The organism is Tellurirhabdus rosea (genome assembly GCF_026278345.1).
Lineage (GTDB): Bacteria > Bacteroidota > Bacteroidia > Cytophagales > Spirosomataceae > Tellurirhabdus > Tellurirhabdus rosea.
Genome location: NZ_CP111085.1, coordinates 5,399,660 through 5,424,886, shown reverse-complemented (window position 1 = coordinate 5,424,886; position 25,227 = coordinate 5,399,660). Strand labels below are relative to the sequence as shown.

The 25,227-nt window shown below is 55.2% G+C and carries 17 protein-coding genes, 1 tRNA gene and 1 pseudogene; 15 read left to right on the top strand and 4 right to left on the bottom strand.

Annotated features, from left to right (window positions below; all coding sequences use genetic code 11):
* Positions 1-16: 16 nt before the first annotated feature.
* Positions 17-1,060, top strand: a complete 1,044-nt coding sequence (gene holA, locus ORG26_RS22810; RefSeq protein ID WP_266365967.1) for a DNA polymerase III subunit delta — start codon at positions 17-19, stop codon at positions 1,058-1,060.
* Positions 1,061-1,793: 733 nt separating this feature from the next.
* Here the strand turns inward: holA and ORG26_RS22805 are convergent.
* A tRNA-Met gene (locus ORG26_RS22805) sits at positions 1,794-1,867 on the bottom strand.
* 145 nt (positions 1,868-2,012) lie between these two features.
* On the opposite strand from ORG26_RS22805, the gene ORG26_RS22800 reads away from it, so the two are divergent.
* The 7 genes and pseudogenes from ORG26_RS22800 (at position 2,013) to menD (ending at position 11,457) form a co-directional block, all read left to right on the top strand.
* On the top strand, positions 2,013-2,408 hold the full coding sequence (locus tag ORG26_RS22800) for an START-like domain-containing protein (protein ID WP_266365966.1): 396 nt from the start codon (positions 2,013-2,015) through the stop codon (positions 2,406-2,408).
* A gap of 9 nt (positions 2,409-2,417) precedes the next feature.
* Positions 2,418-3,863 (top strand): annotated as a pseudogene (locus ORG26_RS22795) (LptF/LptG family permease); the annotation flags it as partial.
* Between the two features lie 648 nt (positions 3,864-4,511).
* Positions 4,512-5,936 (top strand): tetratricopeptide repeat protein, encoded by a 1,425-nt coding sequence (locus tag ORG26_RS22790; protein ID WP_266365965.1) that lies wholly within the window; start codon positions 4,512-4,514, stop codon positions 5,934-5,936.
* A 97-nt stretch (positions 5,937-6,033) separates the two neighbouring features.
* A complete protein-coding gene (gene rpsO, locus ORG26_RS22785) occupies positions 6,034-6,309 on the top strand; it encodes a 30S ribosomal protein S15 (protein WP_266365964.1) in 276 nt (91 codons plus the stop codon).
* A gap of 172 nt (positions 6,310-6,481) precedes the next feature.
* The gene (gene pnp, locus ORG26_RS22780) at positions 6,482-8,629 is read left to right on the top strand and encodes a polyribonucleotide nucleotidyltransferase (RefSeq protein WP_266365963.1); all 2,148 of its coding nucleotides are present in this window, start codon (positions 6,482-6,484) and stop codon (positions 8,627-8,629) included.
* Positions 8,630-8,698: 69 nt separating this feature from the next.
* The gene (locus ORG26_RS22775) at positions 8,699-9,562 is read left to right on the top strand and encodes a sigma-70 family RNA polymerase sigma factor (protein ID WP_234733861.1); all 864 of its coding nucleotides are present in this window, start codon (positions 8,699-8,701) and stop codon (positions 9,560-9,562) included.
* Positions 9,563-9,729: 167 nt separating this feature from the next.
* Positions 9,730-11,457, top strand: coding sequence for a 2-succinyl-5-enolpyruvyl-6-hydroxy-3-cyclohexene-1-carboxylic-acid synthase (menD, locus tag ORG26_RS22770; RefSeq protein WP_266365962.1), 1,728 nt, complete (start codon positions 9,730-9,732; stop codon positions 11,455-11,457).
* Here menD and ORG26_RS22765 read toward each other — a convergent pair.
* Complete coding sequence (locus ORG26_RS22765) at positions 11,454-12,491, bottom strand: tetratricopeptide repeat protein (protein WP_266365961.1); 1,038 nt, start codon at positions 12,489-12,491, stop codon at positions 11,454-11,456. The genes menD and ORG26_RS22765 overlap by 4 nt on opposite strands.
* A gap of 77 nt (positions 12,492-12,568) precedes the next feature.
* On the opposite strand from ORG26_RS22765, the gene ORG26_RS22760 reads away from it, so the two are divergent.
* Positions 12,569-12,820: a hypothetical protein gene (locus ORG26_RS22760; RefSeq protein WP_266365960.1), complete on the top strand. Its 252-nt coding sequence runs from the start codon at positions 12,569-12,571 to the stop codon at positions 12,818-12,820.
* 57 nt (positions 12,821-12,877) lie between these two features.
* Here the strand turns inward: ORG26_RS22760 and ORG26_RS22755 are convergent, their stop codons facing one another.
* Positions 12,878-14,710 (bottom strand): M61 family metallopeptidase, encoded by a 1,833-nt coding sequence (locus ORG26_RS22755; RefSeq protein ID WP_266365959.1) that lies wholly within the window; start codon positions 14,708-14,710, stop codon positions 12,878-12,880.
* 162 nt (positions 14,711-14,872) lie between these two features.
* Between ORG26_RS22755 and ORG26_RS22750 the strand changes: the two genes are divergently transcribed.
* From ORG26_RS22750 to trmB, 6 genes are all read left to right on the top strand, one after another.
* Entirely contained in the window at positions 14,873-17,893 is a 3,021-nt protein-coding gene (locus tag ORG26_RS22750) for a tetratricopeptide repeat protein (RefSeq protein ID WP_266365958.1), read from the top strand.
* Between the two features lie 99 nt (positions 17,894-17,992).
* Positions 17,993-19,621 carry a TonB-dependent receptor gene (locus tag ORG26_RS22745; RefSeq protein WP_266369463.1) on the top strand — a complete coding sequence of 543 codons (1,629 nt, stop codon included), beginning with the start codon at positions 17,993-17,995 and terminating at the stop codon, positions 19,619-19,621.
* Positions 19,622-19,638: 17 nt separating this feature from the next.
* Complete coding sequence (locus tag ORG26_RS22740; RefSeq protein WP_266365957.1) at positions 19,639-20,730, top strand: HU domain-containing protein; 1,092 nt, start codon at positions 19,639-19,641, stop codon at positions 20,728-20,730.
* A 123-nt stretch (positions 20,731-20,853) separates the two neighbouring features.
* A complete protein-coding gene (locus ORG26_RS22735) occupies positions 20,854-21,795 on the top strand; it encodes a hypothetical protein (protein ID WP_266365956.1) in 942 nt (313 codons plus the stop codon).
* A 9-nt stretch (positions 21,796-21,804) separates the two neighbouring features.
* Positions 21,805-23,097 carry a bifunctional folylpolyglutamate synthase/dihydrofolate synthase gene (locus tag ORG26_RS22730; protein ID WP_266365955.1) on the top strand — a complete coding sequence of 431 codons (1,293 nt, stop codon included), beginning with the start codon at positions 21,805-21,807 and terminating at the stop codon, positions 23,095-23,097.
* Between the two features lie 19 nt (positions 23,098-23,116).
* Entirely contained in the window at positions 23,117-23,752 is a 636-nt protein-coding gene (gene trmB / locus ORG26_RS22725; protein ID WP_323134439.1) for a tRNA (guanosine(46)-N7)-methyltransferase TrmB, read from the top strand.
* A 52-nt stretch (positions 23,753-23,804) separates the two neighbouring features.
* Here the strand turns inward: trmB and gap are convergent, their stop codons facing one another.
* A complete protein-coding gene (gene gap, locus ORG26_RS22720; protein WP_266365953.1) occupies positions 23,805-24,797 on the bottom strand; it encodes a type I glyceraldehyde-3-phosphate dehydrogenase in 993 nt (330 codons plus the stop codon).
* Positions 24,798-25,227 lie beyond the last annotated feature (430 nt).

The window sequence follows — 25,227 nt, the reverse complement described above, 5'->3', positions numbered from 1 at the left end:
TTTTTGCTGCATTTGTATGACACCCGCTATTGAGCAGATTCTCAAGGATATTCGAAAAAAGAAGTTTAGCTCTGTGTACCTGGTGCATGGGGACGAGCCGTACTACATCGAAAAAATAGCGGATGAAGTAGAATCCCATGCCATTCCGGAAGCGGAGAAAGGCTTCAATCAGTTCGTCGTTTTCGGAAAAGATACCGATGTCGGGGCGGTGCTGAACATGGTCCGCCGGTACCCGTTCATGGCGGAGCGACAGCTTGTTATTGTCAAAGAGGCGCAGGACCTCGGCGGGTTCCGCGATAAAAAGCAATACGAACTGCTGCTGGACTACCTCCGCAATCCGTTGCCATCGACCATTCTGCTGCTGTGTCATAAAGACAGCCGGGAAGACAAGCGGATGGTGCCGGCCCCCATCTTGAAAGCCTTCGATGGAAAAGATGCCGGGGGACGGGTGCTCGTGCAGTCCAAAAAAATGTACGATGACAAGGTTCCGAACTGGATCGGAGATTACTGCCGTGCCCAGGGAGCCAAAGTGAGTCTGAAGGCCATTCAGATGCTGATGGACAACATTGGAAACGACCTGAAGCGGCTGGCCGGTGAAATCGACAAGATTCTTCTCAATCTGCGTCCGGGCGAAGAGATAACCGCCGAAACGGTGGAGCGCCTCGTGGGAATCAGCAAGGAATACAACGTTTTCGAGCTGCAGAAAGCCCTGACCCAGCGCGACGTCGTCAAAGCCAACCGCATTGTGGCCTACTTCGGGCGCAATCCAAAAGATAATCCGCTGCCGCCCATGCTGAGTCTGCTGCACCAGTTTTTTTCCAAGGTCCTGATGGTGCAGGCCTCTCGGGACCAGTCGGAGAAGGGACTGGCGGGTTTACTGGGCGTAAACCCGTATTTTGTGAAGGATTACCTGATGGCGGCCCGGGCCTATCCGCTCTGGAAGGTCGCCGCGATCATGGCTTCGCTCAGGAAGGCGGATGCTCTTTCCAAGGGGGTGAATGCGCCCACGCTCTCCGAAGCGGATATCCTGAAACAACTCGTATTTGAAATGCTCCATTAATTGTCTTGCCGGAACCGATCGGCTCACAGAGGCAGGACGAACGCCGGGTTCGTCAAGGCCGTAGCGAATCGGCTCGTTGCAACTCTAACTCCTCTCCCGAAGGCGAACCCGGCCAGCGGTTCATAAAATAAAAATTCTTCCAACGCCGTTGACGGCTTTTCCTCTTCACCGAAAAAACTGGTGCAAAAAGTCGTTGCCAAAACCGGAGAGTTCAGGAGCCGGGTACGCCCGCCGTTGCCGTGGGTCATCCGTGCCCAGCCGTTGGTTGCCTTCAGACGGGAAGCTACTCCGCCACCGGACAGGCTTTAATTAATAGACTTAGTGAGGAATCGAAACCGCAAAAATTGGCGGTTTCCGGCACCTGGGCGGGCCGGGACAAAATAGGACTTCTGACGACGGGTCCTTCAAAAAGCTGCGCCATTGCTCCCCGAATTTGGCAAGTCCGTCAGGGTACGATTCTCCAGTGCTTATACAAGAACTTATCTACTAATGTGTTATTGTTTATGTTCGTCGCCGGGTGGCCCGGTAACGGAAAGCGGAACACTGACCGGAGCCGGGAGGCGCTGAAAGCGGTTTTAACTTTTTCCGGGATTGCGCCTGTGAGGAACGTAGGGAAGGAGCGGTAAAAAAAGGAAAATTTATCAGAATTTTCCAATCCCCGGCCTTGGGCCTGCGGGAGAAAGGCGGGCACAAAAAAAGGTGCACAACCTTTGGGATGTGCACCTGTACGCAGTAGCGGGGACGGGAATCGAACCCGTGACCTCAGGGTTATGAATCCTGCGCTCTAACCATCTGAGCTACCCCGCCGTCATTTGATGGTGCAAAAGTAGCGAAAAAATCAGTTTGTGCAACCTTTTTTTTGATTTTGGCGAAGATTTTGAGCATTTCAAAATTCTGTTACCTTTGCCAACAGACCCTTATTTCCTGTATATGACCAAACAAACGCGCGAAAATGGAGAAATATAAATTTGTTGCTGAATACGAACTGCGTGCTTCCCCCAAAGTCCTATTTCCTTACATCAGTACCGCTTCTGGGCTTTCTCAGTGGTTTGCGTCCCGGGTGAACGTCCTGCCAAATCATCTGTATGATTTTTACTGGGATGACGAAAGCCATCCGGCCCGCCAGGTATCCATCCGGCAGAACAAAAGTGTTCGCTTCGAATTTCTGAACGGCACCGACGGCGAACGGTCCGATAATAACTACATCGACTTTCGCGTTGACGTCAGTGAACTTACCCAGTCCACTTTTCTGCGAATCGTCGACTATTCCGGGAATACCGACGCGGAAGAACTTAAATCGATGTGGCAGGGTTTAATTGAAAAGTTAAAAGAGATTGTCGGGAGTTGATCGCGGATGATAAAAAAGATTGATAAGCTTGTTTTGAAGTCCTTCTGGGGGCCCTTTTTCCTGACCCTCTGTGTCGTCATCTTTATCTTTCTGATGCGGCTGATGATGTTCTATGTCGATCAGTTTGTCTCGAAAGACATCGATTTACTCACCTTTGGGAAGGTCCTTTTTTACTTTAGTCTGAATACTGTTCCCATTGCCCTTCCGCTTGCCGTCCTGCTGTCATCGCTGATGACGTTCGGAAACCTGGGTGAGTTTTTCGAGCTCACGGCCATGAAAAGTGCAGGCATTTCCATGACCCGGATTTTGCGGCCGATTCTGGCCGTGGCCGTTTGCATCAGTGTTTTTTCCTTCTGGTTTAACAACAAGGTGGCTCCCTGGGCCAACCTGAAAGGCTACAGCCTGCTCTACGACATCAAATCGGCCAAAGCTACGCTCAACCTGAAGGAAGGAATTTTTTACAACGACCTGCCGGGTTACAGCATCAAGGCGGACAAGAAGATGAAGGACAATGTGACGCTGAAACGACTGGTGATCTATAAACACCAGGAAAGCGGCGTGCAGACCGGCAACCGGGAAATCATTCTGGCCGATTCGGGCCGGATGTATACCTCTGCCGACAAGCAGTACCTGTTCTTCGAACTCTTCAACGGAAACGATTATACGGAGTACTCCGACAATTCCCGGCCCTCGTTTACCAGTACTGGAGTGTCGGGGGCGCAGTTCCTGCGAAACTCCTTCCGGCACTACAAGCTCGTCATCAGCCTCGCATCTTTCGGGCTGAAACGAACGGATGAGCAGCAGTTCGAGTACCACGAGTACATGAAAAACCTCAACGAACTGTCGGTTCTGACGGATTCGCTGAAAAAAGACTTTAAATCGGCCAGAACCGGCGTCGCTTCGACGTCGCGTCAGTACTACTCCTACCAGTTCAAGCCCGAGCAAACCGTGACGACCCCCAAGCCGATCAAAAGCGGGAAATGGGTGGACTCGGTGCTGGCCCTGCCGCTGAAGCCGCAGACCAGAACAGAAATGCGGGAAATGGCCCTCGGACAGGCACGCAATGTGCTTTCCTTTGCCGAATCGAACGAGGTGTACCTCCGGGAAAAGGAAAAAGTGGTCTTCCGCTATGAACTGGAAAGCCATCACAAGTTTACCCAGGCTATTTCCTGTTTTATCATGTTCCTGATCGGCGCGCCGCTGGGAGCGATCATTAAAAAAGGAGGCTTCGGCGTTCCGGTGCTGGTGTCCATTCTCTTTTTTATCCTGCTCTACGTGCTGACGCTGACCGGGGACAAATACGCCAAGGAAGGGCTGGTTTGGGTGCCGATGGGTGCCTGGCTGGCCAACGCCAGTCTGCTTCCGGTTGGGCTGTTCTTCATGCAGAAGGCGCGCAACGATTCGCGTCTGTTCGACAAGGATGTGTACCTGATCTGGTGGGAACGGCTGCGCGCGGGCCGCTCGCTGCCGTCCTTCGACCTGACCGCTTTTCTGCCGACCCGGCGGCAGGCGCTGGTCTGGGGAGGTGCCGTACTGCTGGCGGGCCTAGGCTGGGCAGGTTACCAGTACCGCTGTACCCTTGTGCCGTCGCTGTGCCGCGAGGAGGTGGTCCTCAAAAATACGCCGGTTCCCGCTACCCCGGCAGAACCCACCGGGGTAGCCGAACCGAAGCGGGAGTCGAATCCGGATGCGAAGGCGAGCCGTCCGGAAAGTGCCCGTACGCTTCCGACAGCGCCCCCGGCCAGTGCCTCCGTTGCCAGGCCGGCCGCAGCCGCCCCGGTCCGCGAAACGGCCAGGGTGGAGGAACGTCCGCAAGCCTCTCTCAAGGCAGAACGGACCATTCCCCTGCGCCTCAAGGCGCCGGAAACGCGTTTACCAAATAATGTTGAGGCGGAGAAATCCAAAACCCGCATTCCACCCGTACGTATAGTGCGCGAGTCGGTAGTGCGTCGGCGGGTAGCCCCCAAACCGGCGGCGGTTGGTCGTCAACCGAAGTCCCGAACGGCGGCGCCTCCCGTTGACCCTTCTGGGGAAAGTGAACTTGAACGGGAGTTGAATAAGAAGTCTGGTCAATGATTGCCAACTTTTATATCGCTCCGTGTTATGAACCGTTTTCTCCCCTTGTGGATGCTGCTTTTGTGCGGCAGCATCCTGGCCGAGGCTCAACCTGCCAGGAACACCCGGCAGGCCATTCAGTTTATCAAACTGGCCAATACGCTTCGCGAACTGGACAAAACGCCGGAGGCCATTGACCTGCTGGTCCGGGCGCTGCCTACCGTTCGCTCCTCGGATTTGTACTGGAGCGCCGTGGGCTACGAACTGCTGGGACTGGCTTATAAAGACCAGGCCGACAGCGCCCGCTCCGTTTACTACCTCACCATTGCCCGTTCCCGGTACGAAAAGCTTCGTTTCGTGGCCAGCGCCTGGGCCGTCAACGAACTGGTTCGGGATATTTCCGGGAAAAACTATTACGCCGGTATCCAGATCGGCTCCTCCCAGGTGAAGCTGGTGATCGCCAAAACCCGGTACGAAACGGACTTTTACGACAAAGACATCAAACTCCAGGCGGAGTTTCCCAATTCCTACTTCCTGGCCAGTGCCAATCCATCGGCGGGCGCGGTTCCGGACCCGATCCGGATCTGCCTCGATTCCATCCAGCGCTATCAGATTCCCCCGGAGCGGGTGTTCATTGCGCTGAGCAGCGATGTCCGCAACAGCCTGGCCGCCAGCCCGGCCCGCCGCAAACAGCTTCACAGCCAGTTGACCAAACTGCTTCCTGCCGGCAATTTCCGGCTCGACACAACGCTTTCGCCTGTTCGGGAGGCCGAACTCTTTACCTTCGGGGCGGTTCCCCGGAAAGTGTGGTCGTCCACGTCCGCCCTGCATCTGGGCAATGAAGTGACCTCGGGCGGGTATTTCGCCGACAGACGCAAATTTCAGCCGGTGAACGTGCCCTTCGGTATTCAGTCGCTGGTGACCGCGATCGATCCCCGGAAGTCCATGAACCGGGACGAATTCCGGCGGGAAGCGCAACGTATAGTGCAGGCCGTCGCGGATACCGCGCTTGTCCGTCGCCTCGGCGGAGCGGATGCCGGGCTGAGGCAGCGGCGAACCGTCGGGTTAGGAGGGGATATTCCCCGGGCGGTCGTTACCTGCCTGCATCCGGAACGGGCGGGCACGACGGCGGTGGTCATTACCCCGGAGGAGGTGGAGCGATTTAAGAAGCTGGCGTTGACGGATTACCAGGCGCTGCTGAAACCTGATCTGAAAGGCGTCCGGGACGCTTCCGTCCGGGCCCGGGCCGAGCGCGATCTGGCCGCACTCCGCGACCAGCTTGGCGAAAAGCAGCTCATCGCCGGGGCGTTATGGCTGGAGGCCGTGATGAAAAGCTACGCCGGTGGCCCGGCCGCCAAGCGATTCGTGTTTATCCGCAATTCGGACGTCGGCTGGGTGACGGGGAAATTCCTGGAGACGATCAGCGGCGAATACGAAGCCGCCATTGCGCAGGGCGACCTGTATACCCGCTAATTCTGGCCAAAAAAACAGCTGAGATTGTAAAAGGAAAGCGAAAAAGTCGTAATTTTGCGATTAAATCTTTTTTATCAATTAATTAAGCTGTCTGACGATGTATTTAAACACCGAGAAAAAGCAAGAAATCTTTGCTTCCCAGGGTTTTCAGAAAAATCCGGGTGACACTGGGTCGGCCGAATCTCAGATTGCTCTGTTCACGTACCGGATCAACCACCTGACGGAGCACCTGAAAGTTCACAAACACGATTATAGCACCCGTCTGGGTCTGCTCAAACTGGTAGGTAAGCGCAGAAGACTGCTGGACTACCTGGTGAAGAAGGACATCAGCCGCTACCGGGCCATTATTGCAGAACTGAACCTGCGTAAATAAGGTAGCCAAAAACGATTATCAGGGAACTTGTCTACAGGTTCCCTGATTTCGTGTTATAAAAGATTAAAATTGTTGCGGTTTAAAGCGGATCGAGAGAAAATTTAGTTGCTGTAAGTAAGACCGCCCTCAGGCGGCATGGATGCCAAGCTGTTGTGTGTTTTAGCTAACGAATATGTCACAAATCATCACCCAAACCATTGCACTTCCCGACGGACGTACGATTACCATTGAAACCGGCAAGCTGGCTCGTCAGGCTGACGGGGCGGTTGTCGTTCGCCTGGGCGATACGATGCTCCTTGCCACGGTAGTGTCGGCCAAGGAAGCCAAAGAAGGCGTCGACTTTATGCCGCTTTCCGTCGATTACCAGGAAAAGTTCGCGGCTGCCGGCCGTATTCCGGGTAGCTTCCAGCGCCGGGAAGGCAAATTGTCCGACCATGAAGTCCTGATCTGCCGCCTCGTTGACCGGGCTCTGCGGCCTATGTTCCCGGAAGATTATCACGCCGATACGCAGGTCAATATTTTGCTGGTTTCCGCCGATGCGGAAGTGCTGCCCGACGCGCTGGCAGCCCTGGCAGCGGCGGCGGCCCTTTCGGTTTCCGACATTCCGTTCAACGGCCCCATCTCGGAAGTCCGGGTGGCCAAAATTGACGGTGAATACAAAATCAATCCGCTGACCTCCGATCTCGCCCGCGCCACCCTCGACGTCATTGTCGGGGCAACCGAGCACGACATCTGTATGGTGGAAGGCGAAATGCAGGAGTGCCAGGAGGCAGAGGTGGTCGAAGCCCTGAAGATTGGCCACGAAGCCATCAAAACCCAGATTGCCGCGCTGAAAGAGCTGGAGGCGAAGACGGGCAAAACGGAGAAACGCGTATACAGCCACGAAACCCATGATGAAGAACTTCGTCAGCTGGTTCACGGGCAGACGTTCGAGAAGGCGCTGGCGGTGGCTAAACAGGCCAATGCCAACAAAAAAGTCCGCAGCGAGTCGTTCAAAGCGGTTTTTGAAGAATTCAAACAGCAGCTGTTCCCCGAAGGAACCGAAGTGGATGCCGCGAAACTGGCCCTGGCCAAGCGGTATTACCATGACGTACAGTGGGAAGCTTCCCGGCGTCTGGTGCTCGACGAGCGCTACCGTCTGGACGGCCGGAAGCTGGACGAAATCCGGCAGATTACCTGCGACGTGGATTACCTGCCGATGGCCCACGGCTCGGCCGTGTTCACCCGCGGGGAAACCCAGTCGCTGACCACGGTGACGCTCGGTACCAAAATGGACGAGCAGATCGTCGACCAGGCGATGTACCAGGGGTATTCCAAATTCCTGCTGCACTATAACTTCCCCGGCTTTTCGACGGGCGAAGTGAAGCCCAACCGGGGACCGGGCCGCCGCGAAATCGGCCACGGAAACCTGGCGCATCGTTCGCTCAAAAAAGTGCTGCCGGCTGATGCCGATAACCCGTACACGATCCGGATCGTGTCCGATATTCTGGAGTCCAACGGCTCGTCGTCGATGGCTACGGTCTGTGCCGGTACGCTGGCGCTGATGGATGCCGGGGTGAAAATCAAAGCGCCGGTGGCGGGTATCGCCATGGGCCTGATTACGGACGAAACCTCCGACAAATACGCCGTTCTGTCCGACATTCTGGGCGACGAAGATCACCTCGGTGACATGGACTTCAAGGTGACGGGTACCGAAAGCGGCATCACGGCCTGCCAGATGGATATGAAGGTCAACGGCCTTTCGTACGAAGTTCTGGCGCAGGCTCTGGAGCAGGCCCGGGCCGGTCGTCTGCATATCCTGGGCGAAATGCAGAAAGCCATCCAGGTGGTTCGTCCGGACCTGAAGCCGCACGCGCCGCGGGCGGTGACGCTGAAAATCGAGCGGGAGTTTATCGGTGCCGTTATCGGACCGGGTGGCAAAGTGGTGCAGGAGATCCAGAAAGAATCCGGCACGACGATCGTCATCGAAGAACGCGACAACGCCGGTTATGTCAGCATTTTCTCAAACAATCAGGAAGGTATGGACAAGGCCCTGTCGCGCGTGCGCGGCATTGTGGCCGTACCGGAAGTGGGCGAAATCTACGACGGCAAGGTAAAGACGATCATGCCGTTCGGGGCGTTTGTCGAGTTCCTGCCGGGTAAAGATGGTCTGTTGCATATTTCCGAGATTAAATGGGAACGGCTGGAGACCATGGACGGCGTTCTGGAAGTGGGAGAGGAAGTACGCGTCAAGTTGATTGAAGTGGACAAAAAAACCGGAAAATTCCGTTTGTCGCGCAAGGCTTTGCTGCCGAAGCCGGTGAACAAAAATCCGTCGTGAGTTGTTAAAATTTTGTGTACAGAATCAAGAAATGATTTCGTTTACACTGAGCAATAGCGAATTCCGTACATGAGACAGCTAAAGATTTCAAAACAAATTACCAACCGCGAAAGCCAATCGCTGGACAAGTACCTCCAGGAGATTGGTAAAGTGGATCTTCTAACCCCGGACGAGGAAGTTCAGCTTGCTCAGAAAATCCGGGAAGGAGACCAGCTTTCGCTGGAACGTCTGACCAAGGCGAACCTTCGTTTCGTGGTTTCGGTAGCCAAACAGTACCAAAACCAGGGTTTGTCGCTGGGTGACCTGATCAACGAGGGTAACCTCGGTCTGATCAAAGCCGCGCAGCGTTTCGACGAAACCCGGGGTTTTAAGTTTATTTCGTACGCCGTATGGTGGATCCGTCAGTCGATTCTCCAGGCTCTGGCCGAACAGTCCCGGATTGTGCGTCTGCCCCTCAACCGGGTAGGCTCGCTGAACAAAATTTCCAAGACGTTCTCGGACCTGGAGCAGAAGTTTGAACGGGAACCGTCACCGGAAGAACTCGCTGCGGTGCTGGACATTACGGCCGCCGAGGTGGTGGATACGCTGAAGATTTCGGGTCGCCACGTTTCCATGGACGCGCCGTTTGTGCAGGGAGAAGAAAACAGCCTGCTGGACGTCCTGGAAAACGACGGAGAGGATAAGCCCGACTCCGGTTTGATCAACGACTCTCTGCGGAAAGAAGTGCAGCGCGCCCTGTCAACGCTCACCCAGCGGGAAGCAGACGTCATTACCCTGTACTTCGGTCTCAACGGCGAACATGCCATGACGCTGGAAGAAATTGGCGAGAAGTTTAACCTGACGCGCGAACGGGTTCGTCAGATTAAAGAAAAAGCCATCCGCCGTCTGCGGCATACGTCGCGCTCCAAAGCACTGAAGACGTATTTGGGGTAAACGGTATATGAGTTTAGGGTTTATGGTTTATCGTTGCTTCGCTGGTTTAGAATGGCGGAGCAACTAAACCCTAAACCCTAAAATTTTGAAAGGCCTCCCGAACAATCGGGGGGCTTTTTTCATGAACAGGCGGTTATCTTTACAGGATTGAAATAACGATACCAATTGTGGCCATTCATCAGCACGTCTTAGCCCTTGTTGAACTTTGCGCCCGGAAGGGCCTCCATCATGCCGTCATTTCTCCGGGTTCGCGCTCGGCACCGCTGACGCTCGCCCTCGCCCGGCATCCGCATATCAAAACCTACGTGGTTGCCGACGAGCGGTCCGCCGGTTTTATCGCGCTTGGGCTGGCCCAGCAGCTTCGGATGCCGGTCATCGTGGTCTGCACCTCTGGCAGTGCCGTGTACAACCTGGCCCCGGCGGTGGCCGAAGCTTACTTTCAGGAAACCCCGCTGTTGCTGCTGACCGCCGACCGGCCAAAGGAATGGATTCACCAGCTCGACGGGCAGACAATCTACCAGCAGGATATTTTCGGCAAGCACGTCCGGTACAGCGCCGAACTGCCGGCCGACTACGGCCATCCGGATGCGGCCTGGGCGGCGGAACGAATTGCCAACGAAGCAATCAACCAAAGCCTGCTGGCCCCGCGTGGCCCGGTCCACCTGAACATCCCCCTCCGCGAGCCGCTGTATCCCGTCGAGGGAGAAGCCTATCAATTTCCGGCCGTTCGGGAAATCGAGCAGCTGACTTCGGTGCCGGCTTTAGCGCCATCGACCTGGCACCGCCTGCAGGAGGAGTGGGAGCGGGCCGACCGGAAGCTAATCGCCGTAGGCCAGCACCGGTCCGACGGCGGTTTAAGAAAAGTGCTGGCGCAGCTGGGCGACGAATGGGCAGTTCCCATCCTCGGGGACAGTATCGCCAACCTGGGAAGTGCGGGGCCGTTCATTGGCGCGCAGGATGTGTTCATGGGAAACCTCCCGGATGCCGCCGCCGCCGACTTGCGCCCCGATCTGCTGATTACCTGCGGGCAGTCCTTTCTTTCCAAAGGGTTCAAGCAGTTTCTGCGGAAATACAAGCCCCGGCAGCACTGGCATATTCAGGCCGCTGGCCCGCTTGCCGACCCGTTCCAGACCGTAACGATGCTGATTCCGTATGAACCGCGGCTTTTCTTCCAAAAGCTTTTCGAAGACCTGGATTTTCAGCGGATGAAAGAGGGGGATGAAGAGGTGGACCCCGTTTTCCGGAATGCCTGGCTGGCCAAAGAGCAAGCCTCCCGCCGCTTTATGCACCAGTTTCTGAATCGGGAGGAAACCTTCTCGGAATTCGGGGCCGTTCGTCAGGTGCTGGAGGCACTGCCCGGGAATAGCCAGTTGCACGCCGCCAACAGCATGCCGGTTCGGTATGTCAACCTGTGCGGCGTCGGGGAGTCGGTCGAGGTGTTTGCCAACCGGGGCACAAGCGGCATCGATGGCTGTCTGAGTACCGCGGTGGGGGCGGCGCTGGCCAGCCCGGATACGTTGGTGACGGCCCTGATTGGGGACGTGGCGTTTTTTTATGACCGCAACGCCCTCTGGAACGCCCACGTCCCGGCCAATCTGCGCATCGTGCTGCTCAACAACCACGGGGGAAACATCTTCCGGATTATCGAGGGACCTTCCCGACAGCCGGAACTGGAGACCTTTTTCGAAACGCCCCATTCGTTTTCCGGCGAAAACACCGCCCGGGACGCGGGAGTTGGTTACCAGCTGGCCGCCGGTTTTGAGAGCCTCCCGGCGGGTCTGGACTGGTTGTACGCCCCTTCCACTTCGGCGCGGCTTCTGGAAATTCAAACCGACCGGGCGGTCAACGCGGAGGTCTTTGGCCGGTATCGGGAAGGGGCAAAGGCTCTGTTCTAGCGGCAGAACTGCCGGCGGTACTCCTGCGCCAGCTCGTCGCCTCCTTTTGCTCCAAGCTCCCAGGTTTTGCAGGCCTGGGCGAGGTTATTGGCCGCCCGAAGCGCCTGACCCAGGTAGGCATAGACGTTCTCGACGGATGGGTCCAGCTTTTCGGCCTGCTGCAACCGGGGCAAAGCCTGCTGCGGCTGGTTTTTTTGCAGGAAGTAAAGGCCTTCGTTGCGGTGCGCCCACCCATTCCGGTCGTCGAGGGAAAGCGAGCGGCGAATGAGGACAATGGCTTCCTCGGGACGGTTCATCTGAAGCAGCAGGTACCCTTTGTTGTTCAGGTAATAGGGCTGGCCGGGGTTGAGGCGCAGGGCCTGGTCAATGAGCTTTAAGGCGGGGTCGTATTCCTTTTTGCGGGTCAGCAGGAGACTCAGGTTATTGAGGGCAAAATCCTGCCTGGGATTAGCCGCTACCGCCGCCCGGAAATCGGCCTCAGCCAAATTGTATTGTTTCTGCTGGAAAAACAGAACACCCCGGTTGGTCAGGGCGTCCGCGTTGGACGGCTGCAGGCGGATGGCCCGGTCGTAGGCGGCCTGCGCCGCGGACAGGTTGTTCTGCCGAACCAGCACATCGCCCAGCCGGACGTGGTAGAAGGAAGAGTCTGCATAAACGGACTTGATTTTTTCCAGATCCTGCCGACTCTCGGAGGGGCTATTCCGGTCGAGCAGGACTTCGGAACGGTTGAAATAAGCTTCCCAGAATTCGGGGTCAACCTCGATCGCCTGGTTATAATCGTCCAGGGCGCCCGGCAGATCGCCGATCCGGTAACGGGCCAGTCCCCGGTTGTTGAGGGCATCCGCAAAGTCCGGTTTCTTTTCCAGCGCTTCGTTGTAAAACTTAATGGCTTCCCGGTATTCGCCGGTTTGAAAGGTCCGGTTGGCCCGCTGGAAAAACCGGACCGCATCGTCTTCCTCCGTGTCGGAACAATTGGTGAGCAGCAGCAGACTGCACAGAATGAAATTAAGGCGGAGCAAAGTGAACGGACGCATGACTCGGGAAGATTTTGGCGTAAATTTGAATCATTTTGCTTGAAATACCAATCATCTAACGGTGTTAACCAGCCCCTATGCGTTATTTAAAGGACATTCCGCATCCCCAGTTAAAGATGGGTCTTTTCGCCTGGAACGGCAAATACATCCTCAAAGTGGAGGTGGGGATGTACGAACAGACCTATAAAATCAGTGAAATGGACGTGTCGTCTGAGGAGGAAGTGGTGACGCTGCTCGATGGGCCGTTCCTGAAAAAGGTAGCGGAGCGCTTCGGACAGATGCACGGCGACTTTATGGAAAGCGCGGAACGGAACGGAATCGTGCTCTAACCAAAAACGTCTGCCTGCCTGAGCGAACCAGGTAGGCAGACGCACCATAAGCTTTCCCTATTGGTCTCCGGTGTGGAGCCATTTGGCATAAAGGGCCTTCTGACCGGCTGTCGGATTAGCGACCGGAACCAGCTGGAAGTTTACCAGCGGATTGGTGGCGAGTTTCACGCTCAGCGTCCGGGGCAGGCCATTCCGGCTTACCTGAATGCTGACCGCATCGCCGGGCTTGAAACTTCCCAAAGCGCTGTTGAGGTCGGGCCCCGGTTTAGTGCCGTTGAGGGAGACCAGTTCATCACCGACGTTAATTCCGTCGTTCCAGGCAGGGGAGTCCCGGCGGACGGAGGTTACGAAATGGCGTCCGTCTACCACGCGCGTGGTGGCCCCGAGGAATACGGCGTTTTTGGTGGTGCTGACATCGTCCAGACGCAGTCCGACCGGGGCGAAGAAAGCGTTGTAGTCGATGGGGTCCGTGCTGAACACGTATTTCCGGAAAAAGTCGCTCATGTTCCGTCCGGCCACCCGGCTGGCGGCCTGTTCGAATTCCTCATCGGTGAACCCGCGCTTTTGTTTTTTGTAATACTCCTCGTAGAGCGACTTCATGAGGTCGTCCAGATTCCGCTGGCCGTTGGTTGCCGACAGGATGGCCAGATTCAGCAGGCCCCCCAGCACGGCCCCCTTGTCGTAATAAGAGATGATGCTGTTGACGGAGTTTTCGTTAGGCCGGTAGTACTTGATCCAGGCATCCTGGCTCGATTCGGCCACGGACTGCACGCGGTTGCCCGGCTGGTTCTCGATCCGGGTAATCTCGGAAGCGGTAATCTTCAGAAACGCATCGGGCGCAATCAGACCGGCGCGGCGGAGGATGTAGTCCTGGTAGAACGAGGTGATGCCCTCGGCCACCCACAACTGCGTCGTATAATTTTCGTTCTCGTAATCAAAAGGCCCCAGCGCCCGCGGACGAAGGCGCTTGACGTTCCAGAGGTGGAAATATTCGTGAGCCGCCAGACTGAGGAAGCCCTGGTACGATTCCGGACGGCTGTAGGCATTCCGGGTAACCTGCAGGGTGGTCGAATTCAGGTGTTCCAGACCGCCGCCGCCCGTGGGCGTGTGGTGCACGATAAACGTGTAGTCCTTACAGGGCTGCTCCCCGAAAACACTCGTGGCGGTTTCGCAGACTTTCTTCAGGTCCGCCGCCACCTTCTGCTCGTCATACGTCGTTTCTCCAAACATCGCGACCGTGTGGGGAACGCCCGCGGCCGTAAAGCGAAAGGTCTTCTGGTTGCCGACCTCGATCGGGCTATCGACCAGCACATCAAAGTCCGGCGCTTCAAACGTATTGGCCTGTCCCGGGACGGCGGGCAGACCCGTCGAGACCTTTTTCCAGTCCGTATAGGGATTGACGACAACGCGGTGGGGCTGGCTGCGCAGCCCGTCGACGAAAAGAAAGATGCTGGCGCCGTTGAAGTAGCCGTGATCGGCATCCACATGACTCGTCCGGACCGACAGTTCGTTGGCGTAGACCTGATACTGGATCGTGATCGCTTCCTGATTGGTAAAGATCCGCCAGGTGTTCTTGCGGATTTTATCGGCTTTCACGGGCTTTCCGTTGACCAGCGCGCGGAAGCCCTCCACGTTTTTGGCGTACTCCCGGATGAGGTATGAACCGGGTGTCCAGACGGGCATTTTAACGTCTACATACCCGTTCTTTTTGACGTTGGTAACCGCATCGGAGGCCACCAGACGCATTTCTACCTCGGCATAGTGGGTCTGGGGCTTAGGCATCGACAGGATATAGGTAATGGGAGCCGCCGGAGGAAGTTGGCCCTCATGTCCGTAAGCGGATGCTAGCAGGAACCAGCATAAAAAGAGCAGGCTTACTGTTTTTTTCATACGGAAAAGCACGTACTTTCGTTTTTAACGTGTCAGAAATTGTATTATTTGGCTACGAAAGTAAAGACCTTCTGACGCAATACCAAACCGGCAAACGGGTATATTGTTACCGGAACGGCTTACTTGTTTTGATCAACCTGTTCATTGTCAACACCTCATAATATGAAATTGTCTCCCCGCAATCTTGCGGTAATTTTATCCTGCTGCGCGTTACCCTTTTCGCTGCAGGCTCAGCGCACCCTGAGTTATACGGAACCTGACCGCCATTACCGGAATGGCATCGAATGGTTTGAAAAAAATAATTATGCTGCGGCCCGGGAAGAGTTTCAGCAGTACCTCACCTCGCGGCGCAGCGTTCTGAATACCGGCGACCTCAACGCCGTGAACGCGGAGTACTACCTGGCGCTTTCGGGCCTGTACATGGATCTGCCCGGCGCGGAGGTGCAGGTGGATCGTTTTGTCAAAACGAATACGACCCATCCCAAAGCGGCCCAGTTGTTCGGGGATCTGGGAGAATACTACTTCTATAAAGGAGACGTCGACAAGGCCATTACGTTTCTGGAAAAGGCGGTCCGGCAGAACCAGAATTACGCCCGGGCCGCGCAGAACAAATACCTGCTGGCGATGGCCTACTACGGCAAGCAGGATTTCCGGCAGGCGTTGCCGCTGCTGAACCAGATCAAACAGGATACCGGTCTCGACCAGGCTCCGGCGGCTTCCTACTATGCGGGGGTGATCAATTTCCGGAACGGCAACTTCGCCGAGGCGCTGTCGGACTTCCGGCGCGTGGAAAAGAATCCGGCGTATCAGAACGATGTGCCAAACTGGATTGTGCAGTCCCTGTACAAAACCGGGCGGTACGACGAACTGCTGACCTATGCCGAGCCGTTGCTGGCCCGCAACCGGGCCAATGCGGCGCAGTTGGCCGATGTGGCCCTTTTTACGGGCGAAGTGTATTACAACAAAGGACAGTTTGCCAAGGCGATACCGTACTACCGCCAATATTCGAATACCAAAGGCCGGAGCGTTCCGCCGCCCATCCAGTTTCGCCTGGGGGATGCGCTCTATAAAACCGGGGATTATGCCGGGGCCATCAATTCCCTGAAGAACATCTCGGCGGGGAAGGATACGGTGGCGCAGTATGCCGCCTATCGGCTCGGGGTCAGTTACCTGCAGACCAACAACCCGAATTATGCCCTGAATGCGTTTGATCAGGCCGCGCGGCTGACCTTCAACAAACCGATTCAGGAAGAATCCGCCTTTAACCACGCCAAGGTTCAGCTGGACCTGAACAATGGGGCCGAGGCGGCCCGCGAACTGACGGACTTCCTGAAGAAGTATCCCAACAGTTCCTACGAAAACGAAGCCAACGAACTGATCGGGGAGGCGTACTTTGCGTCGAACAACTTCCCGGCGGCAATCTCCTACATTGAAGGACTGCGCCGGCGGACGCCTAAAATCAACGCCTCCTACCAGCGGGTCACGTATAACCAGGCCGTTAACGATTTCAATGCGGAGCGGTACGACGCGGCCATCACCAATTTTGACAAATCCCTCAGGAATCCGGTCGACGCGGACCTGCGCAACAGCGCCCAGTTCTGGAAGGGAGAATCGTTTTCGGCCCAACAGAAGTATAATGACGCCATTCCGCTCTATAATCAGGTCATCAAGGCGGGAAACGGAGAACTGGCCACCAAAAGCCTGTATGCTCTCGGATACGCGTACTATAACCAGAAAGATTACAGCCGGGCGGGTACGTACTTCCGCGATTACATCAGCCGGGCCGGTCGCGGCGGAGATCCGCAGACCGTCGAGGACGCGACGGTCCGGGTAGCGGATAGTTACTTCGCCTCCAAGAATTACAACGAAGCCATTCGGTACTACGACCAGGCCATCGCCCAGGGGCGCATTGACCGGGATTATGCCACCTATCAGAAAGGACTCATTCTTGGGTTTATGGATCGGGTTACCGAAGCGAAGAACCTCTTCGAGCAGGTCGTCACCCGGTACCCGACCTCCCGGTACGTGGACGACGCGCTTTTCCAGATGGCGAACGTCGATTTCGAGAAGAGTTCGTACCAGTCGGCAATCCGCGGCTTCACGCGGCTGATCAACGAAAAGCCCAAAAGTTACCTCATTCCCCAGGCGCTTCTGAAGCGGGCTACCGCCTACGGAAATCTCCAGACCTACGAACCGGCGGTTCAGGATTACAAGCGGATTCTGGATCAGTACGGCAACAGTCCGGCCGCGGCGAGTGCGCTCATCGGGTTGCAGAACGCTCTGAGCGATGCGGGCAGAGGCGAAGAATTCGGGAGCGTTGTCCGGGATTACAAGAAACAGAACCCGGGCAGCTCAGATTTACAAAAGGTTGAGTTTGAGAATGCTAAAGGTCTGTACTTCAATGAGAAATACGCTCAGGCTGTGCAGGCGCTTACGGCCTTTATCGATGATAATGCCGGTAGTCCGCTGATTTACGAAGCGCGGTATTACCTGGCGGATTCGTATTTCCGGTCCAACGACCCGACCAATGCCCTGCGGTTTTATTACCAGGTCATCAGCGACAACAAAACGGATTTTGTCAGCCGTGCCGCCGCCCGCGCCGCCGACCTGGAAAGAGGGCAGAAGAACTATCCGAAGGCCGTCCAGAACTACCGAATTGTGCAGGCGCAGGCCGCCAGCAAGGCCGATCAGGTAACCGCCACGCTCGGCCTGATGGATACCTATTTTGCGATGGGGCGATACGACAGTACGCAGGTGTATGCCCGTGAGGTGCTTCAACTGGGGAACACGGTTCCGGGGGCTACCAACCGGGGTCAGCTCATGCTCGGCAAAGCCGCCTACCAGAAAGGAGAATATCCCCGGGCGCTGGAGGAGTTTGAGAAGACGATCCGTCTGGCCAAGGATGACAACGGGGCGGAAGCCAATTACTGGATCGGAGACATTCAGTACAAGAATAAAAAGCACAAAGAGTCGATCCAGACCCTGCTTCGTTTCAACGCCGATTTTGCGGAACAGGAATACTGGAAAGGCAAAGGCTTTATTCTGGTGGCGGACAATAACGTAGCGCTGAATGAACTGACCCAGGCTAAAGCCGTTCTGAATTCGATCATTGAAAATTCAACCTTACCCGAAATCGTTCAGGAAGCCAAGCAGAAACTGGCCGCTCTGGAAGAAAGAAAATAGAGACTCTATCCCATGCTCATTGATATTCGTTCGTACGTAGCCCGTACCGCCCTGCTCCGGGCGGCCTGTTTTTCGCTGGTGGCGGGTTGCCTCTATCTAATGCCTTCTGAAGTCCGCGCCCAGCAGCCCGGACGACCGACCCCGCCGCGGCAGGGAGAAATCGACAACCAGGAGATCACCATCGAGAAAAACCGCAAGATTGAACTGCCCGCCGCCAACCGGGTCTTCAACAAAATTCCTTCCCTGAAGGCGAACCCGGACCAGAAGAAGGTGACCTACGAGTTTACCGACCGACCGCTGGCCGTGGGCGATCCGAGGTTGTCGCCTGTGGCTTTGCCGGTTCAGTCCGGCAAAGCGGAGAATACGCCGCTTTTCAACAACTACGTGAAGCTGGGGGCCGGTAATTACGGTTCCTTCCTCGGAGAAGCGTTCGGGAGCACGGCGGTGTCGGAAAACATCATGGTCGATGGCTCTTTTCGGCATTTATCGTCGTCCATTGGTCCGGTGGATGGGAAGAATTCCGCAACCAGCGAGAACCGTCTGAAATTGAACGGCGCCTATCTGACCAATTCGGCGCAGATTACCGCCAACCTGGGTTACGACCGGGATGCATTCTACTTCTACGGCTATCGGCGGCCCCGCGAGGTAGACCGGGATACCATTCGGCAGACGCTCAATACGGTCAACTTCCGGATCGGGATCGAAAACACGGAGCCGGAAAACCTGATCGATTACTCGCTGAAAACCGGCATCACGTCGTTCCGGGACCGTTACAACGCTTCCGAGACGGACTGGGCGACCAATTTCAACGGGTCGGTCGGCATTACCGAAAAGTTTATCGCCCTCATTGCCGCGGATGCTTTCGTGACGCAGCGCACGGATGGTCCGGTGGATAACCGCAATCTGTTCCGGGTCAAACCGACCTTCAAGTACAGTACCTCCCTGCTGACGGTCACCGCCGGCGTCAACGCCGTGAACGAAACCGACCGCCGACTGGGCATCAACCGGACCCGGGCGTTTCCCGTGGTTGAACTCGACGTAGTTCCGGTGGGGAGCTTCCATTTTTTCGCGGGCGTGGATGGGGATATTGCCCGAAATACGCTGCGCAGCCTGCTGAACGAAAACCGCTGGCTTTCGCCGCAGGTGGTTCTGGCCAATACGGAGAAGACGCTGGATCTCTACGGCGGTTCGAAGGGCGACCTGGGCGGAGGATTTACCTATGAAGCCAAGGTTTCCTACGGGCAGTACCGTAACTTTTACGCCTTCAACAATACCTGGGCGGATACCTCGCGTTTCTCAGTCCTCTATGACGGGGGAAATGCCCGGGTCCTGAACATCTCCGGTCAGCTGGGTTACACCTATAAGGACCTGTTCCGGTCAACCCTGAAAGTGGATGTGTACGACTATGCCCTTAGCCGCCTGGAGGAGGCCTGGCACCGGCCCCGGCAAACGGGCGTCTGGTCGAATTCACTGATCGTCAACAAAAAGCTTTTCGTCACCACGGATTTGTACCATTACAGCGGGATCCGGTCGAAGAACTTTGCGAGCGGACGAGTGGTAACGTTGCCGGCTATCTGGGATCTGAATATGAAGATTGATTACTTCCTCGGCAAGCAGGTCTCTGCTTTTGTGTCGTTAAATAACATCCTCGGAAAAAATTACGAGCGCTATTTGTATTATCCTCAACAGGGGCTTAACTTTCTCGGCGGAGTTTCCTACTCGTTCTGATGCCTAACCCGACTGCCATGCTACCTGTATCGGATTATATCAAAAAGCTGCTGTTCCAGTATGACTGTGTGGTTGTGCCGGAACTGGGCGGCTTTATCCTTCGGCATTTGCCCGCGGAGTTTGCCGAGGGTATGGCAATGTACCTGCCGCCGCGGAAGAAAGTCGCTTTCAATGCCGCTCTAAAACTCGATGACGGCCTGCTGATCAGCTACATGATGCTGCACGAGTCCTGCTCCCGCGAGGAGGCGCTGAGGCACATTCGGGCGTTTGTGGAGGAAATCAAAACCCAGATCCGGAATGCGGGCTCGTTTCAGCTGGAAGGGGTTGGGCTCTTTACTCATAACGAAGAAGGACACCTGCAGTTCGATCCCGAATTACGGCATAACTTTCTGGGCGAATGCTTCGGGTTTCAGCCTGTTCCGGCCGCTGCCGTGGCGGTGCCTGTGGAAGAAAGTGTCACTCCCGGAGAAACCGTGAAGGAAGAAGCAGAGGCGACGGTTCTGGAACATCCGGCCCTGCGGACGGTCCGGGCGCCTTACTGGCGCTGGGTCGCGGCGGTCCTGCTGGTCGGGTCTGTGGGGGTGATGAGTTACTTTACGTTTAGCCGTGTCCCGGGCCAGCTGGCTTCCAGCCTGAACCCGTTTGATCTGGTCTGGACGGTTCGTGATTTGTCTCCCGCTGTTCAGGAAGAAAAGCCCGCCGCTCCGGTGGTTAAAAAGATACCGGTCAAAGCAGCATCCGTTCCTGTGGCAGCCGAACCCGTCGTGGTCAAGCCCGTAGCTTCAGCACCCGTACCGTCGGTGGTATCGGCGGCTCCAGTAATAAAGGCCGTGCCTGTCGGGACGCCGGACGTCGTTAAGCCTGCCGAGACCCTTAAATTCAGGTACCTGGCCATCGCGGGGAGCTTTTCGAGTAAGAAGAACGCGCGGAAGTTTCAGCGCCAGCTCCGTCGCAAAGGATACGAAACCGCATTCATCGTTAATCCGGAAGCAAAAAGGGGCTTGATCAAAGTAGCGGCCTTTGGATTCAACAAACGGTCGGAAGCAGAAGCGGATCTGGCCCGGATTGCCGAATTCACGGGAACAGAAGCGTGGATCAGCCGAAATTAAGAAGCAGACATCCTGATTTTTCGATAAAGGAAAGGCATTCTGACGAGTGCCTTTTTTTTGTTTGGAACAGAAACGCTTAATTTCGCTTTGTTTTTGCAGCAGACTAAAGAAACACGCAACTGGATGAATAACCGAATCTTTCTGGAAAACGAAAAGAAGTACCAATTGACAGCACTCGCGGGGGCCGGATTGGCCTGCGGGCTCGTTTTCCTCCTGCTGTTTCTGGTCACTCTGTCCGGAACCGTACCGGTGCCGCCTGTCATTGAGTTTGTGGAAGTCAATTTCGGGACGGACGATGTCGGCAGCGGTTCCCTCCAGACGCTGAATAAGGCCAGTGATTCGCCTAATCCCGAAAATGTGAAACGGGAGGAGGACGTCCCGAACCCAAAAGTAACGACGACTTCCCGGGTTGAAAAAATACCTCCCGCTCCGGTGCCCGTTGTTGAAAAAGCCCGGCCCTCCCGGGTGATTACCGAAAAGCCGGACATCGCCTCCAAAGTTGAAAGCCCGGTCACGACACCCGAGAAGGCCGAACCGAAAAAGATAGTGTCGAGCGCTCCCAAACCTTCGCCCGCTCCCCCGCGCGTCGAGCCGGTTGCCCGTCCGAAACCGAAAGTGGATAACAGCGCCCTTTTTAAGCGTTCGGGATCGGCCGGGTCCAATGGCACCGCGGGTCGTGGAGCCGGCGTGGGCGGAAACAATAACGGCGACAACGCCTCAGGAGTAGGCGATAAAGGAAATCCGGAGGGGAAAGTAGATGCAAAAAGCCTGTACGGTGCTCCGGGCGGCACGGGTTCGGGGGTGTCTCTGAATATTTCCGGTTGGGGGTTGGGCAGTCGTCCCCAGGTGGATGACGATTCGGACGAAACGGGGAAAATCGTTTTTCAGATAAAAGTGGACGACCGGGGCGATATTCTGTCGGTCCGGACGATGGAGACCACCGTGAGTGCGGCGGTAGTGGAGGTTTATAAACGGGCCGTTCAGCGCGTTCGCCTGGTGCCCAAGTCCTCCGTCACGCCGCCCGTTTCAACCGGAACCATTACCTTTATTATCAAATCCAAGTAAATTTGCCGAATGACCTATTCGGAAAGTATCGAATACCTGTACAGTCGACTCCCGGTTTTTCACCGGGTAGGTGCCAAAGCCATTAAGCCGGGACTGGGCAATATCATCCGGCTCTGCCAGGCGCTGGGTAATCCGCAGGAAAAACTAAAGTATATCCACGTCGGAGGAACGAACGGGAAGGGCAGCTCTTCCCATCTGCTGGCGTCCGTACTGCAATGCGCGGGGTACCGGACCGGGCTTTATACCTCTCCCCATCTGAAGTCTTTTACCGAGCGAATCCGGATTAACGGCGTATCGATCGCCGAGGAGCGGGTCGCGGAGTTTGTGAAGCGGCATCAGAACCTGATCGAAGAGATTGAACCTTCTTTCTTCGAGATAACCCTGGCCCTGGCTTTTGACGAATTTGCGCGGCAGCAGGTAGACATTGCCGTGATGGAGGTAGGACTGGGCGGGCGTCTTGATTCAACCAACATCATTACTCCGGTGGTCTCGTTGATTACCAACATCGGCTGGGACCACGCGGATGTGCTGGGGGATACCCTCGAAGCGATCGCCTTTGAAAAAGCCGGCATCATCAAGCCAAATGTTGCAGCCGTGATCAGCCAGCGAAGCAGCGACACCGATTTTGTTTTTCAACAATCCGCTAATGAAAAAGGGGCGAGGCTTCTCTTTGCCGAGGATGTTTACCGGGTAGTACCTGCTACCGGGGCGCCTGTTTTGGATACAAGGCGTTTCGAGGTCTGGAAGCAGGGGGAGCCGTGGGGTGAAATCGAATCAGGCTTACTGGGGGAGTATCAGCAACGCAATCTGGGTGGGGTTCTGGCTACGCTTGACGAAATACAGATGGTTTATCCGGTCCCCAGGGAGGCCATACTGAAAGGCGTTCGTGAAGTCGTGTCGCTGACCGGTCTGAAAGGGCGATGGCAGATTCTGCAAAAGGAGCCTATGGTGATTTGTGACACCGCCCATAACGAACCGGGCCTTTCTTCGGTGTTTTCAGCGCTCTCACGGCTTTCTTTTTCCGGACTGCATATTGTGGTGGGGTTTGTGAAAGATAAGGACCTGGAGCGGGTTATAGCTCTTTTTCCGGAAGAGGCGACGTATTATTTCACCCAGCCCCGGATTCCCCGGGCGTTGCCTGTTCAGGAACTGGCTCAAGTCATGGCCGCAAGAGGGTTGGCCGGCTCTTTGTATGCGGATGTAAATGAGGCCCTGGAAGCGGCAGTATCCCGGGCTGGTAACAATGATTGTATCCTGGTCACGGGTAGTACGTACCTGGTGGCTGAATTAAACAAGTTATAACGTGGGTAGATTGAAGTTAATGCGGTTCGAGCAGAACCGGATGAGTCCTAATGTCATAGAGTTTGGGAAACCTTTGTTTGAAACGGTCAGGGGCCGGTGGAGGACCGAGGTATTTAAAAATGAAAACCCCGTAGTGCTTGAACTGGCTTGCGGAAAAGGGGAGTATACCGTTGGATTGGGTCGGCATTACCGAAACATCAATTTCATCGGGATCGACCGGAAAGGGGATCGTCTTGCCCGGGGAAGCCAGAGTGCTCTGGCGGAGGGCCTGGACAATGTGGCATTTCTGCGCTGCGATATTCTGCAACTGGAAGACTTCTTCGGTCCCGGCGAAGTGGATGAGATCTGGATTACGTTTCCCGACCCGCAACCGAAGCAGAAGAAAGAGAAAAAGCGGTTAACCAATCTAAGATTTCTTCAGATCTACAGCAACATCCTCAACGAATCGGGAATCCTCCATCTGAAGACCGACAACACTGATTTTTTTGAATACAGTCTGGAAATGTTGCCGACCGCCGGTTTCAAGAAGCTGGAGGCTACTTTTGACCTTTATTCGACCGAACTGGCTTCCATTCATCTGGGAATCAAAACCAAGTATGAGGAAATCTTTTCCTCCCAGGGGCATTCCATCAAGTACCTCCAGTTCCAGAAATAAAGAAGGCGGCCTTTGAGGCCGCCTTCTCACTTATTGTACAATACCTAACCGATTAGGCCAAACGCGCGATGAGGTCAGCGATCCGGCTTGAATAACCGAACTCGTTGTCATACCAGCCTACCACTTTCACGAGCGTACCGTTTGCGCTGGTCAGCTTCGAGTCAAAGATGCAGGAGTGGGGGTTGCCTACGATGTCGGTAGATACAATTTCGTCTACACAATACTCCAGAATGCCTTTCATCGGGCCTTCCGCAGCGGCCTTAACGGCATTGTTAATTTCTTCAACCGTAGCTTCCCGCTTCAGGATAACCGTAAAGTCCGTGATCGAACCGTCGGGGACAGGTACGCGCATCGCGTTGCCGTCGAGTTTGCCTTTCAGGTGAGGCAGGACGAGTCCAACGGCTTTAGCAGCGCCCGTTGAGGTCGGTACGATGGATAAGGCAGCAGCACGGGCACGACGCAGATCCGAGTGGGGAGCATCCTGAAGGTTCTGGTCTGCCGTGTAAGCGTGGATGGTTGTCATGTACCCTTTTTCAATTCCGAACGTATCGTCCAGAATTTTCGCCATCGGGGCAAGACAGTTCGTCGTGCAGGAAGCGTTGGAAACGATGGTTTCAGTTCCCGTCAGCGTATCGTCGTTTACTCCCAGTACTACCGTCGGGATGTTTCCCTTTGCAGGGGCGGAGATAACCACTTTCTTGGCACCGGCAGTCAAGTGTTTGCCTGCACCGGCTTCGTCCACGAAACGGCCGGTAGACTCAAGAACCACGTCGCAACCTAACTGAGCCCAGGGTAGGTTCTGGGGATCACGCTCTGCATACGCATGGATACGGACACCATTTACGGTAATGCTATCGCTATCGGAAGTTACGGTTCCGTTGAACTTGCCATGAATGGAATCATATTTCAAAAGATGGGCTAAGGTCGCATTATCGGTAAGGTCATTGATAGCGACAATTTCAACATTTTCTTTTTCTAACAGCCGACGAAAGGAGAGACGGCCAATACGACCGAATCCATTAATGGCAACTTTAATTTTGCTCATGGTAGAAAGAATTGAGTGACGGGGCAAATTTACGACTTGTCATTAAAAAAGACAGAAAAAATGCAGGGAAGAAAGAGATGAAGACAATAAACAGAGCGCATTACATTAGTATTTTAGTAATTAGTATTAGCAAGGTTAGATCACAAAATTAGTATTTAGTTGTATTGATTAGTAATATGCTAATTAAGTTGCTGCTTTATACTAATTATAATAGTATTATGTTTGGTATTTACTAACTATTTATTTATTGTTGAATCCTATCTGAATCTGGTTATATATAAGATCAATTATTTCTGCCATGTATTACACGCTATAGGTACATGTTTCAGCTATAAACAGGATAACTATATGCCTTTAGACTGCAGGAGTGCGTAGGGCTAAAATTTTTTTCCAGGTATAATCATTTTATACCAGGCTCCGATCATTGGCT

Excerpts from the sequence above, each read along its gene's own strand:
- holA (WP_266365967.1), top strand. The coding sequence starts at position 17 with ATGACACCCGCTATTGAGCAGATTCTCAAGGATATTCGAAAAAAGAAG.
- ORG26_RS22800 (WP_266365966.1), top strand. The coding sequence starts at position 2,013 with ATGGAGAAATATAAATTTGTTGCTGAATACGAACTGCGTGCTTCCCCC.
- ORG26_RS22790 (WP_266365965.1), top strand. The coding sequence starts at position 4,512 with ATGAACCGTTTTCTCCCCTTGTGGATGCTGCTTTTGTGCGGCAGCATC.
- rpsO (WP_266365964.1), top strand. The coding sequence starts at position 6,034 with ATGTATTTAAACACCGAGAAAAAGCAAGAAATCTTTGCTTCCCAGGGT.
- pnp (WP_266365963.1), top strand. The coding sequence starts at position 6,482 with ATGTCACAAATCATCACCCAAACCATTGCACTTCCCGACGGACGTACG.
- ORG26_RS22775 (WP_234733861.1), top strand. The coding sequence starts at position 8,699 with ATGAGACAGCTAAAGATTTCAAAACAAATTACCAACCGCGAAAGCCAA.
- ORG26_RS22765 (WP_266365961.1), bottom strand. The coding sequence starts at position 12,491 with ATGCGTCCGTTCACTTTGCTCCGCCTTAATTTCATTCTGTGCAGTCTG.
- ORG26_RS22760 (WP_266365960.1), top strand. The coding sequence starts at position 12,569 with ATGCGTTATTTAAAGGACATTCCGCATCCCCAGTTAAAGATGGGTCTT.
- ORG26_RS22755 (WP_266365959.1), bottom strand. The coding sequence starts at position 14,710 with ATGAAAAAAACAGTAAGCCTGCTCTTTTTATGCTGGTTCCTGCTAGCA.
- ORG26_RS22750 (WP_266365958.1), top strand. The coding sequence starts at position 14,873 with ATGAAATTGTCTCCCCGCAATCTTGCGGTAATTTTATCCTGCTGCGCG.
- ORG26_RS22745 (WP_266369463.1), top strand. The coding sequence starts at position 17,993 with ATGCCTTCTGAAGTCCGCGCCCAGCAGCCCGGACGACCGACCCCGCCG.
- ORG26_RS22740 (WP_266365957.1), top strand. The coding sequence starts at position 19,639 with ATGCTACCTGTATCGGATTATATCAAAAAGCTGCTGTTCCAGTATGAC.
- ORG26_RS22735 (WP_266365956.1), top strand. The coding sequence starts at position 20,854 with ATGAATAACCGAATCTTTCTGGAAAACGAAAAGAAGTACCAATTGACA.
- ORG26_RS22730 (WP_266365955.1), top strand. The coding sequence starts at position 21,805 with ATGACCTATTCGGAAAGTATCGAATACCTGTACAGTCGACTCCCGGTT.
- trmB (WP_323134439.1), top strand. The coding sequence starts at position 23,117 with ATGCGGTTCGAGCAGAACCGGATGAGTCCTAATGTCATAGAGTTTGGG.
- gap (WP_266365953.1), bottom strand. The coding sequence starts at position 24,797 with ATGAGCAAAATTAAAGTTGCCATTAATGGATTCGGTCGTATTGGCCGT.